The sequence below is a fragment of the Chromobacterium sp. Rain0013 genome, from assembly GCF_015291765.1.
GTDB classification, from domain to species: Bacteria; Pseudomonadota; Gammaproteobacteria; order Burkholderiales; family Chromobacteriaceae; genus Chromobacterium; species Chromobacterium haemolyticum.
The window spans coordinates 1,676,546-1,691,908 of the sequence record NZ_CP031514.1 but is presented as its reverse complement, the minus strand read 5'-3'; the positions used below and the strand labels follow the sequence as shown (position 1 = coordinate 1,691,908).

The following is a 15,363-nucleotide window of genomic DNA, read 5'->3' as shown; positions in this document are numbered from 1 at the left end:
CCTCTCAAGGGACCGGCCCGCCAGATCAACGACTTAGAACCTGTTTACCATCCGCTGCGCGCCGAGAGACGGACACGGAGAGTACCGCTTCGAAATGCTCATGTACCGCATGACCATTCCGCTTCCTCAGCGGTTTTCGCCTTATCTCGCTCTTGCTCGCAAGATCGTAAACACGTTATTGGATCGCGTTTAGATTGCGTCCGGCTGACGAGATGGATGCGCATCGGCGAAAGCCGGCACCTGCTCAAGCGCGTCCGCCACGCGGACAATGTTCGGGTAAGCCGCCAGATCCACGCCGAAACGCCGAGCACTGAATACCTGCGGCAGCAGGCAGACATCGGCCAGCGTCGGCTGCTCGCCCGCCGCGTAGCGGCCAGGCGTTGCAGCCAGCAGCGGCTCCAGCGCGTCGAAGCCGGTGCGAATCCAATGCCGTATCCACTCCGACTTGCCTTCCTCGTCCTTGCCGTACTCGGTCTGCAGATACTTGCCGACCCGAGTGTTCTGCAAGGGATGGATGTCCGCGGCGATGGCCAGCGCCAGCGCGCGGACCCGAGCCCTCGCCGCCACGCCGGCCGGCAGTAGCCGCGGCGTATCCGGATAGGCTTCGTCCAGATATTCGCAGATGGCCAGGGACTGCGCGATCTTGACCCCGCCGTCATCCAGTAACGGCACCAAGCCCTGTGGGTTGATCGCCAGATACTCGGGGCTGCGCTGCTCGCCCTTGAGCAAATTGACCGCTTGATAACGGTAATCCAGCCCCTTGAGATTCAGCGCGATACGCACCCGATAGGCGGCGCTGGAACGGAAATAACCGTACAGCACGCGTTCAGTCATGCTTCACCACAATCTGCTCAATGGCGCCGAAGATGCTGGCGCCGGCGGCGTCCTTCATCTCGATGCGAACGCGGTCGCCCACTTTCATGAACGGAGTCGTCGGCGCGCCAGTCTCGATGGTCTCTATCATCCGCTGTTCCGCCAGGCAGCAGGAGCCTACGCTGCGGTCGTGATTGGACACGGTGCCGGAGCCGATGATGGAGCCGGCCGCCAGTTCTCGGGTCTTGGCCACGTGAGCCACCAACTGCGGGAAGCTGAACTGCATTTCCACGCCGGCGTTGGGATGGCCGTAAGGCGCGCCATTGTATTCAACCAGCAGCGGCAAATGCGCCTTGCCGTCGCGCCAGGCCGCGCCCAGCTCATCCGGGGTCACCGCAACCGGCGAGAAGGCGGTGGCGGGCTTGCTCTGGAAAAAGCCGAAACCCTTGGCCAGTTCGTTGGGGATCAGATTGCGCAGGCTGACGTCGTTGACCAGCATCAGCAAGCGGATATGACCGGCGCAGGCGGCGGCGTCGGCGCCAAGCGGCACATCGCCGGTGATCACCGCCACCTCGCCCTCAAAGTCCAAGCCCCAGGCTTCGTCGCGCAGCGGAATGGGCGCCAGCGGCGGCAGGAAGGCGTCGGAGCCGCCCTGGTACATCAGCGGGTCGTGGTAGAAGCTGGCCGGCACTTCCGCGCCGCGCGCCTTGCGCACCAGTTCGACATGGTTCAGATAGGCGCTACCGTCCGCCCATTGATAGGCGCGCGGCAGCGGGCTATGACAACGCTGCGCCTCAAACGGGAAAGCGCCCGGCACCTCGCCTTCGTTAAGCGCGGCGTAAACCTCCTGCAAACGCGGCGCCAGCGCGTCCCAACCGTCCAGAGCCTGCTGCAGGCTGGCGGCAATCTGCGGCACCGCCACCGCGCGGGACAGGTCGCGGCTGACAACCAACAACTGGCCGTCGCGAGTTTGATTCTGATAAGTGGCGAGTTTCATCTTCTATTCTTTCTGCAGCTGGGCAGCTGAAATTCCAGTAATACGGTGTGACATCCACAACACCGCCTGAGCGCTATCGCGTCGCGAGCAAGCGGAGGCCGGCGGGAGAAGCGCAGCGGTACAAATGGTAGCGCGAGCATCGCAGCGTCGAGATCGGCTTGCGCCGCAGCGATAACGCTAGGCGACTAGGGCTTGGGTTTCCAGCTATCCACATATTGGGTCCACTCCACCTCCGGCATCTGCGGCCCCTGCTCCAACGCGTCGCGCGTGTCTATCATCACCGCCACTTCGTCAGTAAAGGTCTTGGGGTCTGTCATCGCCTTGGCGAAGGCTTTGGGATGGGGCCCGTGGGTGAAGCCGGCCGGGTGGAAAGTCAGCATGCCCGGCTTGATGTTGTCGCGGCTGAAGAAATCGCCGGCGTGGTAGAAGATCACTTCGTCGTAATCGTCGTTGTTGTGATAGAACGGGACCTTCAAAGCACCGGGATCGGACTCTATCGGCCGCGGCACAAAGGTGCAGATCACGAAACCGTCGGCGACGAAAGTCGTGTGCGCAGACGGCGGCAAATGGTAGCGGTGGCTCATCAGCGGCCGGATGTCGCGCCAGTTGATGCGAGCGACGGAGTGGTTGCCGTGCCAGCCTATCGCGTCCAGTGGATTGAACGGATAGGTCACGGTGGACAGGGCGCCGCGGCGCTTGATCACCACTTGCCACTCGTCCTCGGTCTGCTGAGCGCGGAAGGCATCGTCGATCGCCGGCACGTCCAGCATCGCCTCGTCGAAAATGGCGTGCGGCCCCACCAGCCCCTTGTCCGGCAACTGGTAGGCACCGTTGCTCGCCTCAATCAACAGCATGGTGGTGGGCGCGGCCGGTTCGATACGCCAACTGGTGGAGCGCGGCATCAGGATGTAGTCGCCGTCGCGATAGCTCAAATGGCCGTAATCGCAAAATAGCTCGCCGCTGCCGGCGTGGATGAACAGCATGTCGTCGCCGTCGCCATTGCGGAACAGCTGAGTCATCGCCTGATCCACGCTCCAGATGCGCAGTTTGCACTGCGCATTGTGTAGCACCAACGGCGCGACCCAAGGCGCGGCCACGTTCTTGGGCAGCTCGTTCAGGTCAAAAGCGCGCGGGCGCAGCGGGCCCTCCCAGGCGCTCCAGCCGGTGGGCGGGTGCTTGTGATGCAGATGAGTGGCGGGGCCGAAAAAACCACTGCGGCCCACTTCGCGCTCATAGATGGCTGTGTCCGGAAAGTCGGCGTGCGCCTGGCGCGAGACGGTGCCTTCGCGGTGGGGATATTGAATCCATTTACGCATGGTGTGTCCTTCAATCCCGCCGCCCAGGCGGCGGGATGGCATCGATAGAACTGCGGGCTTAAAGCCGGTTCGTAGTCTGTCGCGCCTCAGCGACGCCGTGTTGGAACCGGCTGCGGAATGCTCATGCGCCGTGGCGCGCTCCGCTTCTTCAGCCTCAACGGCTGGCTTCTGCTTGGCCCGCGGGATCGTAAACCGCTATTTAAATGACGCCGCGGCGGATCTGATCTTCTTCAATCGACTCGAACAGCGCGCGGAAGTTGCCCTCGCCAAATCCCTCGTTGCCCTTGCGTTGAATGATCTCGAAGAAGATCGGGCCGATCACGGTCTCGGTAAAGATCTGCAGCAGGATGCCGGCGCCGTCCACCGGCGCGCCGTCCACCAGGATGTGGTTCTTGCGCAGACGCTCCAGGTCCTCGCCGTGTCCCGGCACGCGCTCGTCCACTTTTTCATAATAGGTGTCGGGAGTGTCGAGAAAACGAGTGCCGGCGGCTTTCAGCGTTTCCACGGTTTTGTAAATGTCGCGGGTGGTCAACGCGATGTGCTGGATGCCTTCGCCGTGGTATTCGCGCAGAAATTCCTCGATCTGGCTCTTGTCGTCGGAGGACTCGTTGATCGGGATGCGAATCTTGCCGCAGGGGCTGGTCATCGCCTGGGACACCAGACCGGTGAGCTTGCCCTCGATGTCGAAGTAGCGGATTTCGCGGAAGTTGGCGATATCGGTGTAGAAGCCCGCCCACTTGGCCATATTGCCGCGGAACACGTTGTGGGTCAGGTGATCGATCTCATACAGGCCCACGCCTTCCGGATGCTGGTCCACGCCCTCCAACGGCACGAAGTCCACGTCGTAGATGCTGTGTTCCGGGCCATAGCGATCGACGAAATACAGCGCCGAGCCGCCAATCCCCTCCACTGCAGGAATATTCAGCTCCATGAAGCCGATTGGGCGCTCGTACTTTTTGGCGCCGTGGGCCAATGCGTATTCATAGGCCTTGGCCGCGTCCTTGACGCGCCACGCCATCGCACAAGCCGACGGGCCGTGTTCATGGCCAAAGGCGTTGGCCGGCTGCGACGGTTCGCCGTTCAAGATGAAATTGATATCGCCCTGGCGGAACAGGCTGACGTTCTTGCTGCGGTGGCGCGCGACTTCGCTGAACCCCAGCGACAGGAACAGGGCCTTCAGCTTGGCGATGCCTTCGGTTGTGGGCGACGTGTATTCGACAAATTCAAAACCGTCGGTAGCCAGAGGATTCTGCAGCATAGTTTCCATTTTCATCTGTTTCTCCTGTTGTAGATGAGTGTGTGGCCGGTAGGCGGCGAGCGGAGCATGACGCCGCTCTGAACTGGCGACTTGATCTTGCGTTCCGCGCAACAAGCTTGTTTATAAACAAATAACAGTAGCTTTTGATGACATGTCTTGTGATAGTCTTGTCATGACATGTTGTAAAAAGCCCTGCGCAACGCATTTGGCTTCGCGTGGAAAAGTCGGAAGGAAAAAGACTTATCAGGAGGGACGCGCTAGCCGCGCGTTGATTTAGCTTGCCGTGACGCGCGGCAAGCTTCTCCTCAAAATGTGAATCTTATCTCCGCCGTCTTATTCACTCGACAAACCCCGGTGCTTTTTTAGCGCCGTGTGTAGAATGCGTTTTTAGGCTTTTTATTCTATGGAAACTACGGGGCAATTTTCTTGCTAAATACCAAGAAACCATTAATAACTAAGTATAAAACACTAATATTTTGCCTCTTTTAGGAGAAAACATGCCAAGTCTTACATTAGATAAGACAGACTTGCGTATTCTGGCCGAACTTCAGCATGACGGCCGCTTAACCAATGTGGAATTAGCAGAACGGGTGGCCCTGTCTCCATCCCCTTGCCTGCGTCGCCTGAAACAGCTGGAGGAATCCGGCGTGATTCGCCAATACGTGGCGCTGCTGGACCCCGCCCGCATCGGTCTGGGCCTGCAAGCCTGGGTGCGGGTTACACTGGAAAAACGCGGCAACGCGCATTTGCAAAGCTTCATCGAAGCGGTGCAAAGCTGGCAGGAGGTCATCAACTGCTTTGCGATGACCGGCGAGATGGACTATCTGCTGCAAGTGTATTTCGAGGACATGGAGCACTTTTCGCGCTTCGTGATGGACGAGCTGTTGCAACACCCCGGTGTCGCCGATGTGAAGTCCAGCTTCGTGCTCAAGGAGATCAAGCGGACGACTTCACTGCCGCTCGGCCAGTTGCGTGGTCTTTAAGCGGGGCGGCCTTGCGCCGCATGCGGATTCGAAACAAAACAGCCCGGTATACCGGGCCGTTTTGCATGGGTGGAAAACCTAGTTAAAAGCTTTTAGACCCGGTTTACAATCTCGCGAACTAAGGCGAGACAAGGCGAAAACACCTGAGAAAGCGGAGTGTACACACGGTACAGGAGCATTTCGAAGCGGTACTCGCCATGTCACGTCACACAACGCACGGCAGATCGTAAACAGGTTCTTACAAGCCTAATCGCTGCCAAACCGTGGACACCAGCCCCGCCTGATTCAGCGTGTAGAAATGCAGGCCCGGCGCGCCGTGCTGCAGCAAGCGGTCGCACAACTCGGTGACCACGTCCAGGCCCAGCGCGCGAATGGACGCGCTGTCGTCGTAATAAGCCTGCATGCGCTGGCGCAGCCAGCGCGGCACTTCCGCGCCGCACATGTCGGAAAAACGACACAGTTGCCCGAAGTTGGAGATCGGCATGATGCCCGGAACGATGGGAATATTCACGCCCCTGGCCTGAACTTCGTCGACGAAACGGAAATAGGCGTCGGCGTTGAAGAAATACTGAGTCATCGCCGAGTTGGCGCCGGCATGGACCTTGCGCACGAAGTTGTTGAGGTCGTCCTCGGCCGAGCGCGCCTGTGGATGGAATTCCGGATAGGCCGCGACTTCGATGTGGAAATGATCGCCGTGCTCGGCGCGGATGAACTCCACCAGCTCGTTGGCGTAACGAAACTCGCCGGCCGCCACCATGCCGGACGGGATGTCGCCACGCAAGGCGACGATATGTCGGATGCCGTTGTTGCGGTATTCGTTGAGGATGGCCCCGATATTCTCGCGGGTGGAACCGATGCAGGACAGGTGCGGCGCGGCGGCGTGGCCTTCACTGCGGATTTCCAGCACTGTCGCCAGCGTCCCGTCGCGGGTGGTGCCGCCGGCGCCAAAGGTGACGGAGAAAAACTGCGGCTTGAATTGAGCCAATTGCTGGCGCGTGGTGCGCAGCTTGGCAATCCCTTCCGGGGTCTTGGGTGGAAAGAATTCGAAACTGAAGGTTCGGCTCTGTGCTGTCATGATCTCTCTGTATCTCCCAACGGGAGACTCCTTTGTTTTTATATAGGATGACCGCGGTCCGCGGCGGCGGACAAGAAAAAACGGACAGCACCATTCTAATAGCCCTGTCCGTTTTTCTATCGTTATAAAAATCAATAACGATAGTGATCCGGCTTATAAGGGCCTTGCTTGGGCACGCTGATGTAGGCGGCCTGCTCGTCGGACAGCTCGGTCAGCCGGGCGCCGATGCGGGCCAGATGCAGGCGCGCCACCTTCTCGTCCAGATGTTTGGGCAGCACATACACCTGCTTGCCGTATTGCTGGCCGTTGGCGAAAATTTCCACCTGGGCCAGCACTTGGTTGGTGAAGGAATTGGACATCACGAAGCTGGGGTGGCCGGTGGCGCAGCCCAAGTTGACCAGGCGGCCTTCGGCCAACAGGATCACCCGTTTTCCGTCCGGGAAGATAATGTGGTCCACCTGCGGCTTGATATTGTCCCACTGGTACTGGCGCAGGCTGGCAACCTCGATCTCACTGTCGAAATGGCCGATATTGCAGACGATGGCGTTATTGCGCATCTTCTTCATGTGTTCGTGAGTGATCACGCCTACATTGCCGGTGGCGGTGACAAAGATGTCGGCCTGATCGGCCACCTCGTCCATGCGCACCACGCGGTAGCCTTCCATCGCCGCTTGCAGCGCGCAAATCGGGTCCACCTCGGTCACCCACACCGTGGCGCCCAGGCCGCGCAGGCTCTGCGCGCACCCCTTGCCCACGTCGCCGTAACCCAGCACCACCGCCACCTTGCCGGCCACCATCACGTCGGTGGCGCGCTTGATGCCGTCCACCAGCGATTCGCGGCAGCCGTAGAGATTGTCGAACTTGGACTTGGTCACCGAGTCGTTGACGTTGAAGGCCGGGAACGGCAAGCGGCCTTCCTTCTCCAGCTGGTACAGGCGATGCACGCCGGTGGTGGTTTCCTCGGTCACGCCCTTGATGTGCTTGAGCCGCTTGGAGTACCACTGCGGATCTTTCTGCAAATAGCGGGCAATGGCGGCGAACAGCGCTGTCTCTTCCTCGTTGGACGGATGGCTGATCACCCCGCGGTCGGTTTCCGCCTTGCTGCCCAGCATCAGCAGCAAGGTGGCGTCGCCGCCGTCGTCCAGAATCATATTGGCCGGCTCATGCTCCGGCCATTCGAAGATCTTGTGGCTGAACTCCCAATACTCGTCCAGGCTCTCGCCCTTGAAGGCAAACACCGGGATGCCGGCCGCGGCGATGGCGGCGGCGGCGTGGTCCTGGGTGGAGAAGATATTGCAAGAGGCCCAGCGCACTTCCGCGCCCAGCGCCACCAGGGTTTCAATCAAAACCCCGGTCTGGATCGTCATGTGCAGACTGCCGGCAATACGCGCACCGCGCAGCGGCTGGCTATGCCGGTGCTCATCGCGCAAGGCCATCAGGCCCGGCATCTCGGTTTCGGCAATCGCCAGTTCCTTGCGGCCCCAGGCGGACAAATTAATATCGGCAACATGAAAATCGGTGAAATCAGCCATCGCGAGCATTCCTTAGTTCACGCAGCCGGCCAGGATGCGGCTCACCCGCTCCCGTGCCCGGCACGGTTTTGATCAGGTGAGCGCCGTTGAAACGGGAGCGGCCCGAGCCTGGGGATGGATCATCCTCGCAGCGCCCCTCGGGCCGACCGGCCGCCGGCGGCGTGGACACGCGGACGGCGACGTTTCGATTATACCTATGCCGCTCGGAAAAGGTAGGAGTCTGCATGCCAAGAAGATACACTACCGGCTTGCCGATTCATCGTCGCCCCATGACTTTCGACTTCACCCCGCTGGCCGCCCTGTCCGGGATCGCCGCGCTGATTTCAACCGCTATCGCCGCCATTGCCTGGTATCGCCGCCAGTTTCCTGGCGTGCGCTGGCTGGCGCTGCTGATGAGTTCGGTGGCGTTCTGGGCCGCCGGCGCCATGTGCGAGCTGGCCGCCGCCAGCCTGTCCGCCAAAATCGCTTGGTCCAAGCTGGAATACCTCGGCACGCTGAGCACGCCGGTGCTGTTCCTGCTGCTGGCGCTGGACTACAACCGCATTCAGCTGAGCCGGCGCTGGTTGGCGGCGCTGTTCGCCCTGCCCTTGCTCTGCTTCGTCCTAGCGCTCAGCAACGAAAGCCACCACCTGGTGTGGACCAGTTACCGGCCCAGCCCCTCCGGCTACAACCTCCTGGTCTATGGGCACGGACCGGTATTCTGGGTCGGCGTCGCCGGCTACTCCTACCTGATGATGCTGATCGGCTCGTTGATGCTGATCCGCGCGCTGCATTACTACCCGGCCCACTTCCGCGGCCAGTCCATCGTTCTGATGGCCAGCGCCTGCGCGCCCTGGCTGGGCAACATCCTCTACCTGAGCAGCACCATGCCCTTGCAAGGCCTGGATCCTACACCTCTGGCCTTCACCATCACCGGCCTGGTGTTCGCGCTGGACCTGCTCTACCTGCGCCTGCTCTACCTGGTGCCGGTGGCCCGCGCGCGTTCTTTCGAAGCCATGGGAGACGGAGTGCTGGTGATAGACGACAAGTTCCGCATCCTGGACCTCAACCCGGCCGCCGCCCGGCTGCTGGGCCGACCCAGCCGCTTGCTGCTGGGCCAGGCCTTGCCGGCGGACTGGCCCAGGGAACAGATTCTGAAAGGGCGAGACGCATCGCTGGAGCTATCCTTGCAAGACGGCGCGCGCATTCTGGACCTGCGCGTGTATCCGATCGCTCATCACCCTCAGCCTCACTCCAGCCGCATGCTGGTGGCGCGCGACATCACTGAGCGGCGCCGGGCCGAGGAAGCGCTGCGCGGCGCCAATCAGACCCTGGCCTTGCGCATCGCCGAAATCGAAGCACTGCAGGCGGCGTTGCGCGAACAGGCCTTGCGCGACCCGCTGACCGGTTTATACAACCGCCGTTATCTGGACGACACCTTCGCCCGCGAGCTGAGCCGCGCCCGCAGCGAGGGCGCGCCACTCAGCATTGCGCTGATAGATCTGGACGATTTCAAACGCATCAACGACAGCTTCGGCCATTACTTCGGCGACGAAGTATTGCGCCGTTTGTCAGCGCTGCTGGCCGAAGACGGCCACCACGGCGACATCCTCTGCCGTCTGGGCGGCGAGGAGTTCCTGGTGCTGATGCCCGGCGCCGACGGCGAGCAGGCCCTGCGTCGCGCCGAGACCTGGCGCGCCGCCTTTCAACGGCTGCCGCACGGCGCCGGAGACGACAGTTTCTGCGCCACCTTCTCCTGCGGCCTGGCCGCCTTCCCATTGCACGCGGATAACCCCGCCTCGCTGTACCAAGCCGCGGACCGGGCCCTGTACGCGGTCAAGGCCGGCGGCAAGAATGCCTGCCGCCTGAGCGCGGCCCTCTAAAACGCATTGACGATCTCGCGTGCTAGAACGAGACGAGGCGGAAACAGCTGTAAAAGCGGAATGTACACACGGTACATGAGCATTTTCAAGGTGCACTCACCGAGCCACGTTTCACGACGCGTAGCAGATCATGAACAGCTTCTAAAAAGAAACAAAAAAACGCCTGTCCGTGGACAGGCGTTTCTTGGCATAAAGCCCAGCGGGGCTTACAGGCCGGCGTCGGCGCGCAGCGCCTCCACCTTGTCGGTGCGCTCCCAGCTGAATTCCGGCTCTTCGCGGCCAAAGTGGCCGTAAGCGGCGGTCTTGCTGTAGATCGGGCGCAGCAGATCCAGCATCTGGATAATGCCTTTGGGACGCAGGTCGAAGTGCTTTTTCACCAGCTCCACGATCTTCTCGTTCGGAATCGAGTTGGTGCCGAAGGTGTCCACCGCGATGGAGGTCGGCTCGGCCACGCCGATGGCGTAGGAAACCTGGATCTGGCACTGGCGCGCCAGGCCCGCGGCAACGATGTTCTTCGCCACGTAGCGGCCGGCATAAGCGGCGGAACGGTCCACTTTGGACGGATCCTTGCCGGAGAAAGCGCCGCCGCCGTGCGGCGCCGCGCCGCCATAGGTGTCGACGATGATCTTGCGGCCGGTCAGGCCGCAATCGCCCATCGGGCCGCCAATCACGAAACGGCCGGTCGGGTTGATCAGGAATTTGGTTTCCGGGGTAATCATCTCCGGCGGCAGCACCGGCTTGATGATGTCCTCGATCACCGCCTCGGTCAGCGTCTTGTGATCGATTTCCGGGGTGTGCTGGGTGGACAGCACAACGGTGTCGATGCGCTTGGGCAGGCCGGTGGCGCCGTCGTATACGCAAGTGATCTGGCTCTTGGCGTCCGGACGCAGCCACGGCAGGCGGCCGTCCTTGCGCAACTCGGCCTGACGCTGCACCAAGCGGTGCGCGTAGTAGATCGGGAACGGCATCAGCGTCGGCGTTTCGTCGCAAGCGTAGCCGAACATCAGGCCCTGGTCGCCAGCGCCCTGGTTCAAATCCAGGCCTTCGCCTTCATTGACGCCTTGGGCGATGTCCTGCGACTGCTTGTCGTAGCAAGCCATCACCGCGCAACCGCGGAAGTCGAAGCCCAGCGCGGAATCGTCGTAACCGATGCGCTTGATGGTCTCGCGGGCGATCTTGATGTAGTCGATATTGGCGCTGGTGGTGATTTCGCCGGCCAGCACGACCAGACCGGTGTTCACCAGGGTCTCGGCGGCGACGCGCGCGTGCTTGTCCTCGCGCAGAATGGCGTCAAGGATGGCGTCGGAGATCTGATCGGCGACTTTGTCCGGGTGCCCTTCCGACACCGACTCAGATGTAAACAGATATTCGCTCATTTATTATTCGTTCCCGAAAAATGCAAAACCTTGTGATGATAAAATAGGTCGCTTTAAGACCAAGACTGAGCTTCATATGTCTAAGCTAGTCCATTTATTGCTGTCTTTCCTGGCGCACCTGCCTTTATCCTGGCTACAAGGCCTAGGTGCCGTTCTTGGACGACTGACTTATCATGCGTCCCCCCGCTACAGAGCACGGCTCCGGGAGAACCTAAGTTCTAGTAAAATCTGTGGAAATTATCAGCTTTTACCGCGTTTAGTCAAACAAAGCGCCGCGGAAACCGGCAAGGGCGCGCTGGAACTGGCCATCGCCTGGTGCCGCGAGCCGGACGACATCGCCGCCATGGTCAAGTCGTGCACCGGCTGGGAGCACGTCGAGGCGGCATTGGCCAAAGGCCACGGCATCGTCTTCGTCACCCCGCACCTGGGCAGCTACGACATCGCCGGCCGCTATATCAGCTCGCGGCTGCCGTTTCCGCTGACCGCGATGTACCGCCCTCCCAAGCTCGCCTGGCTGGAACCGGTGATGCAGGCCGGCCGCGCCCGCGGCAAGGGCAAGACCGCGCCGGCCACCGGCGCCGGAGTGCGCGTGCTTATGAAAGCGCTGAAATCCGGCGAAGCCACCATCATCCTTCCGGATCAAGTGCCCGGCAACGGCGAAGGCGTGTGGGCGCCGTTCTTCGAGCGTCCGGCCTACACCATGACTCTGGTGCCGCGGCTGGCTCAGATCAGCGGCGTGGAGACGCTGTTCTTCGTCGGCGAGAGACTGTCTTGCGGCCAAGGCTTCCGCATTCACATCGAACCGCCCGCGCAAGCGTTCAGCGGCGATAAGGAGCAGGACGCCGCTCAGCTCAACGCCCAGGTAGAGGCGCTGATTCGCCGCTTCCCCAGCCAATACCTGTGGAGCTATAACCGCTATAAATGCCCGCCTGGCGTCAGCCGGCCGGACACGCAATAACAGAGAGGCTCGGAACACTCTCGCCCAGGACGCGCGGCGGGTTGTTCGAGCTTCTCGACAAGGAAACCTATGAAATTCGCTTTTTCCCTGCTGTGGTTGATCCGCCTGCTGCCGATGTGGGCGATCGGCCTGCTGGCCCGCGGCCTGGGCAATATCGCCTACTGCCTGGCACATGGCCGCCGCCGCGTCGGCATGATCAATCTGAGGCTATGCTTCCCCGACATGCCGTTGGCGGAACGCCGCCGGCTGATCCGCCGCAATTTCCAGCACATGATACGCATGGTGCTTGAGTACGGCGTGGTCTGGTGGAGTTCGGCCGCTCGCATCGACAAGCTGGTCGAGATCAAAAACCTGCACTACGTCACCGAGCTGCGCGAGCGCGGCGAAGACGTGATCCTGTTTTACCCCCACTTCGTCGGTTTCGAAATGTGCGTGTATTCGCTGAACCAGCACATCCCGTTGGTTAGCGTCTACTCCCACCAGAAGAACGAAGCTCTGGACCGCCAAATCTATAAAGGCCGCCAGCGCTACGACAACGCCTACATCGTGTCTCGTCAGGAAGGCCTGCGCCCCATCATCAAGGCAATGCGCAAGGCCCACGCCCCCTTCCTCTACTTGCCTGATCAAGACTTTGGGGTGCGCGACTCGGTATTCGTCGACTTCTTCGGCGTCAAGGCCGCCACCATCACCGGCCTGTCCCGCATCAGCAAGCTGGCGCGCGCCAAAGTCGTCCCGGCCATCGCCCGCCGGGTGGGCAACCGCTTTGAGCTGGAGTTCTACCCGCCTTGGGACGACTACCCCAGCGAGGACGTCGAAGCGGACACCCGCCGCATGAACGCCTTCCTGGAACAACGCGTTCGCGAAATCCCGGACCAGTACTTCTGGCTGCATAAGCGCTTCAAAAGCCGGCCGCAGGGTGAGGCCCGCTTTTACTAAGAAGCTGTTTACGATCTGCTGCGCGTCGGCGATACCGTAAACATGTTCTAAGCAAGGCGCCCAAAGCGGCGCCTTTTTCAATCAAATGCTAGTGTCTGCAAAGACGTCCGCCAACGAGAAGATGGCCGCCTGCCGCTGCCGGCTATCGATCTGCGGCCCCAGGCTCCGGAAGCGCTCCGTAGTGCCGGTCCAAGGCCGCCCTGTCCGGCCAGGTTTAGATGAAGACGAAATGGCCTGAGTCTTTCTGATCGATGAACAGCTCATAGCGGATGCAGTCCGGCTCTTGCCGCGTCTTCTCCACCAAATTCGCGATACCGCGGCTCCACCTCAGCCACGCGGTCCAGCGGGGTGAAGTCCCGAGCAATCACCTTCGCTCCCCTCTTCTTATTGCGCGGCCAGAGGGGCTCCGCGCCCGCTTCCCCCCAAAAAAACAGCGCGGACAGGGTTTCCCCCATCCGCGCCGATACTGCTCGCCCTACCCGCTGTTAACCGCGTCGCCGCCAGAAATAGCGATAGACGTAACCCGGAAACGCGAACACCAGGAACAAGGACAAGGTCGTCACATAGAACTGCCAATTCTGCGGCTGCACCAGCATCAACCGGCTTTCCAGCAGGTAGGCGAAGCCGCCCACCAGCAGATACAGCGCCATCAGTTCCAGAAAGCGCCAGCCAAAATGCTTATTGGCTACTTTCCACACGCCGCCCACTTTCTGGGTCAAGAACGGCAGGTTGGCCGCCGCTAAGGCGATGATCAGCAAAGCGATGACGCTGGATTGCATGGTATGGCGGCCTTAAATCACGGTAAGCGATTGACGCACGACTTGCAGGCACAACTCCAGCGCGCGCTCCGGCAGCAGGCCGATGACGAGCAAGGCCAGCGCGTTCAGCGACAGCACCAGCTTCATATCGCCGCGCACCACGATATCGCTGCGGTCTTCCGCATCGTCGAAGTACATGGTCTTGACCACACGCAGGTAGTAGAACGCGCCGATCACCGACATCAGCACCGCGAAGATGGCCAGCTTGATCATGCCGATATCCACGATAGCCTTGATCACCGCGAATTTGGCGTAGAAGCCCACCAGCGGCGGAATGCCGGCCATGGAGAACATGGTCAGCAGCATCAGCAGCGCATACCAGCTGTTACGGCTGTTCAGGCCCTTCAGATCCTCAACCTTCTCGCACTCGAAACCGGCGCGCGAGAGCGCCAGCAGCATGCCGAAGCTGACCAGCGACATCAGCACATAGCTCAGCGCGTAGAACAGCGCCGCCGAGTAGCCCACCTTGGTGCCCGCCAGGACGCCCAAGAGCAGAAAGCCCATGTGCGAGATCGTCGAGTAAGCCAGCATCCGTTTGATGTTGGTCTGTACGATGGCGGTCACGTTGCCAATCGCCATCGACAGCGCGGACACGATCACCAGCATCAGTTGCCAGTCCGCCACCAGCGCGTCCAGGCCCTGAGCCAGGATGCGCAGCGTGAAGACGAAGGCCGCCAGTTTGGGGGCCGCGCCCACCATCAGCGTCACCGAAGTCGGCGCGCCGTGGTAAACGTCCGGCACCCACATGTGGAACGGCACAGCGCCCAGCTTGAAGGACAGGCCGGCCACGATGAACACCAGACCGAAGACCAGCAGCACGTCGTTGGCCTTATGCGCGGCGATGGACTTGGCCACCGTCGCCAGTTCCAGCGAACCAGTGGCGCCGTAGACCATGGAAATGCCGTAGAGCAGCAGGCCGGAGGCCAGCGCGCCCAGCACGAAGTACTTCATCGCCGCTTCGGTGGCCTTCACGGACTCGCGCTGCAGAGCGATCAGCGAGTACAGCGCCAGCGAGAGCAGTTCCAGGCCCATGTACAGGGTCAGGAAGTGCGAAGCCGACACCATCAGGTTCATGCCCAGCAAAGCGAACAGCGCCAGCGAGAAATACTCGCCCTTGAACAGCTGGCGATCAGCAGTGTACTGCCGGCTGTAGATCAGCACGATGGCGGTCACAGCGTACATGGCCAGCTTGACCACGCCGCCCATCGGATCCGCGACGAACATGCCGGAGAAAGTCACGACCGGCTGCGAAGAGAAAGTCATCACCTGCGCCACCGCCGCGCCCAAGAGGGTCAGCAGGGTCAGGCCCAGGGTGATGCCGCGCTTTTCGTCCGAAACGAACAGGTCCGCCATCAGCACGAACAGGATCGCGCCGGCGAGGAACATCTCGGGGATTGCCGGTATCAGGTTGAGATCAGCCCAATTCATTGTTTCCATTC

Annotated in this window: 14 protein-coding genes and 1 riboswitch; of the genes, 4 read left to right on the top strand and 10 right to left on the bottom strand. The window is 61.2% G+C overall.

Annotation, left to right across the window (positions count from 1 at the left end):
• Positions 1–189 precede the first annotated feature (189 nt).
• From maiA to hppD, 4 genes are all read right to left on the bottom strand, one after another.
• Positions 190–834 (bottom strand): maleylacetoacetate isomerase, encoded by a 645-nt coding sequence (gene maiA / locus DXT74_RS07965; protein WP_081554825.1) that lies wholly within the window; start codon positions 832–834, stop codon positions 190–192.
• Entirely contained in the window at positions 827–1,810 is a 984-nt protein-coding gene (locus tag DXT74_RS07960; RefSeq protein ID WP_043642212.1) for a fumarylacetoacetate hydrolase family protein, read from the bottom strand. The genes maiA and DXT74_RS07960 overlap by 8 nt, the downstream gene beginning before the upstream one ends.
• Before the next feature lie 185 nt (positions 1,811–1,995).
• Complete coding sequence (locus tag DXT74_RS07955) at positions 1,996–3,126, bottom strand: homogentisate 1,2-dioxygenase (protein ID WP_194427687.1); 1,131 nt, start codon at positions 3,124–3,126, stop codon at positions 1,996–1,998.
• 199 nt (positions 3,127–3,325) lie between these two features.
• Positions 3,326–4,399: a 4-hydroxyphenylpyruvate dioxygenase gene (hppD, locus tag DXT74_RS07950; protein ID WP_019103728.1), complete on the bottom strand. Its 1,074-nt coding sequence runs from the start codon at positions 4,397–4,399 to the stop codon at positions 3,326–3,328.
• Between the two features lie 482 nt (positions 4,400–4,881).
• Between hppD and DXT74_RS07945 the strand changes: the two genes are divergently transcribed.
• A complete protein-coding gene (locus DXT74_RS07945) occupies positions 4,882–5,367 on the top strand; it encodes an Lrp/AsnC family transcriptional regulator (RefSeq protein ID WP_039756263.1) in 486 nt (161 codons plus the stop codon).
• A 238-nt stretch (positions 5,368–5,605) separates the two neighbouring features.
• On the opposite strand, the gene metF is transcribed toward DXT74_RS07945, so the two are convergent.
• Positions 5,606–6,442 carry a methylenetetrahydrofolate reductase [NAD(P)H] gene (gene metF / locus DXT74_RS07940; protein WP_043642207.1) on the bottom strand — a complete coding sequence of 279 codons (837 nt, stop codon included), beginning with the start codon at positions 6,440–6,442 and terminating at the stop codon, positions 5,606–5,608.
• A gap of 131 nt (positions 6,443–6,573) precedes the next feature.
• On the bottom strand, positions 6,574–7,983 hold the full coding sequence (gene ahcY / locus DXT74_RS07935; protein ID WP_043642204.1) for an adenosylhomocysteinase: 1,410 nt from the start codon (positions 7,981–7,983) through the stop codon (positions 6,574–6,576).
• 62 nt (positions 7,984–8,045) lie between these two features.
• Positions 8,046–8,119, bottom strand: a riboswitch (S-adenosyl-L-homocysteine riboswitch).
• Between the two features lie 79 nt (positions 8,120–8,198).
• Here ahcY and DXT74_RS07930 point away from each other — a divergent pair.
• Entirely contained in the window at positions 8,199–9,836 is a 1,638-nt protein-coding gene (locus DXT74_RS07930; RefSeq protein WP_194427686.1) for a histidine kinase N-terminal 7TM domain-containing protein, read from the top strand.
• A 206-nt stretch (positions 9,837–10,042) separates the two neighbouring features.
• Here DXT74_RS07930 and metK read toward each other — a convergent pair whose 3' ends face one another.
• Positions 10,043–11,212, bottom strand: coding sequence for a methionine adenosyltransferase (gene metK / locus DXT74_RS07925; protein ID WP_019101982.1), 1,170 nt, complete (start codon positions 11,210–11,212; stop codon positions 10,043–10,045).
• Positions 11,213–11,288: 76 nt separating this feature from the next.
• Here metK and DXT74_RS07920 point away from each other — a divergent pair, with 76 nt between their 5' ends.
• Positions 11,289–12,170, top strand: a complete 882-nt coding sequence (locus tag DXT74_RS07920) for a lysophospholipid acyltransferase family protein (RefSeq protein WP_194427685.1) — start codon at positions 11,289–11,291, stop codon at positions 12,168–12,170.
• 69 nt (positions 12,171–12,239) lie between these two features.
• Entirely contained in the window at positions 12,240–13,106 is an 867-nt protein-coding gene (locus DXT74_RS07915; RefSeq protein ID WP_194427684.1) for a lipid A biosynthesis lauroyl acyltransferase, read from the top strand.
• Positions 13,107–13,320: 214 nt separating this feature from the next.
• Here DXT74_RS07915 and DXT74_RS23185 read toward each other — a convergent pair whose 3' ends face one another.
• From DXT74_RS23185 to nuoN, 3 genes are all read right to left on the bottom strand, one after another.
• Positions 13,321–13,407, bottom strand: coding sequence for a putative quinol monooxygenase (locus DXT74_RS23185; protein ID WP_370551758.1), 87 nt, complete (start codon positions 13,405–13,407; stop codon positions 13,321–13,323).
• Positions 13,408–13,591: 184 nt separating this feature from the next.
• Positions 13,592–13,885 (bottom strand): DUF2818 family protein, encoded by a 294-nt coding sequence (locus DXT74_RS07910; RefSeq protein WP_194427683.1) that lies wholly within the window; start codon positions 13,883–13,885, stop codon positions 13,592–13,594.
• Between the two features lie 12 nt (positions 13,886–13,897).
• Entirely contained in the window at positions 13,898–15,352 is a 1,455-nt protein-coding gene (gene nuoN, locus DXT74_RS07905; protein WP_043590766.1) for an NADH-quinone oxidoreductase subunit NuoN, read from the bottom strand.
• Positions 15,353–15,363 lie beyond the last annotated feature (11 nt).

Coding starts and splice junctions, on each gene's coding strand:
- hppD (WP_019103728.1), bottom strand. CDS start 4,399: ATGAAAATGGAAACTATGCTGCAGAATCCTCTGGCTACCGACGGTTTT.
- DXT74_RS07920 (WP_194427685.1), top strand. CDS start 11,289: ATGTCTAAGCTAGTCCATTTATTGCTGTCTTTCCTGGCGCACCTGCCT.
- DXT74_RS07945 (WP_039756263.1), top strand. CDS start 4,882: ATGCCAAGTCTTACATTAGATAAGACAGACTTGCGTATTCTGGCCGAA.
- DXT74_RS07915 (WP_194427684.1), top strand. CDS start 12,240: ATGAAATTCGCTTTTTCCCTGCTGTGGTTGATCCGCCTGCTGCCGATG.
- DXT74_RS07910 (WP_194427683.1), bottom strand. CDS start 13,885: ATGCAATCCAGCGTCATCGCTTTGCTGATCATCGCCTTAGCGGCGGCC.
- DXT74_RS07955 (WP_194427687.1), bottom strand. CDS start 3,126: ATGCGTAAATGGATTCAATATCCCCACCGCGAAGGCACCGTCTCGCGC.
- metF (WP_043642207.1), bottom strand. CDS start 6,442: ATGACAGCACAGAGCCGAACCTTCAGTTTCGAATTCTTTCCACCCAAG.
- nuoN (WP_043590766.1), bottom strand. CDS start 15,352: ATGAATTGGGCTGATCTCAACCTGATACCGGCAATCCCCGAGATGTTC.
- maiA (WP_081554825.1), bottom strand. CDS start 834: ATGACTGAACGCGTGCTGTACGGTTATTTCCGTTCCAGCGCCGCCTAT.
- ahcY (WP_043642204.1), bottom strand. CDS start 7,983: ATGCTCGCGATGGCTGATTTCACCGATTTTCATGTTGCCGATATTAAT.
- DXT74_RS07930 (WP_194427686.1), top strand. CDS start 8,199: ATGCCAAGAAGATACACTACCGGCTTGCCGATTCATCGTCGCCCCATG.
- metK (WP_019101982.1), bottom strand. CDS start 11,212: ATGAGCGAATATCTGTTTACATCTGAGTCGGTGTCGGAAGGGCACCCG.
- DXT74_RS07960 (WP_043642212.1), bottom strand. CDS start 1,810: ATGAAACTCGCCACTTATCAGAATCAAACTCGCGACGGCCAGTTGTTG.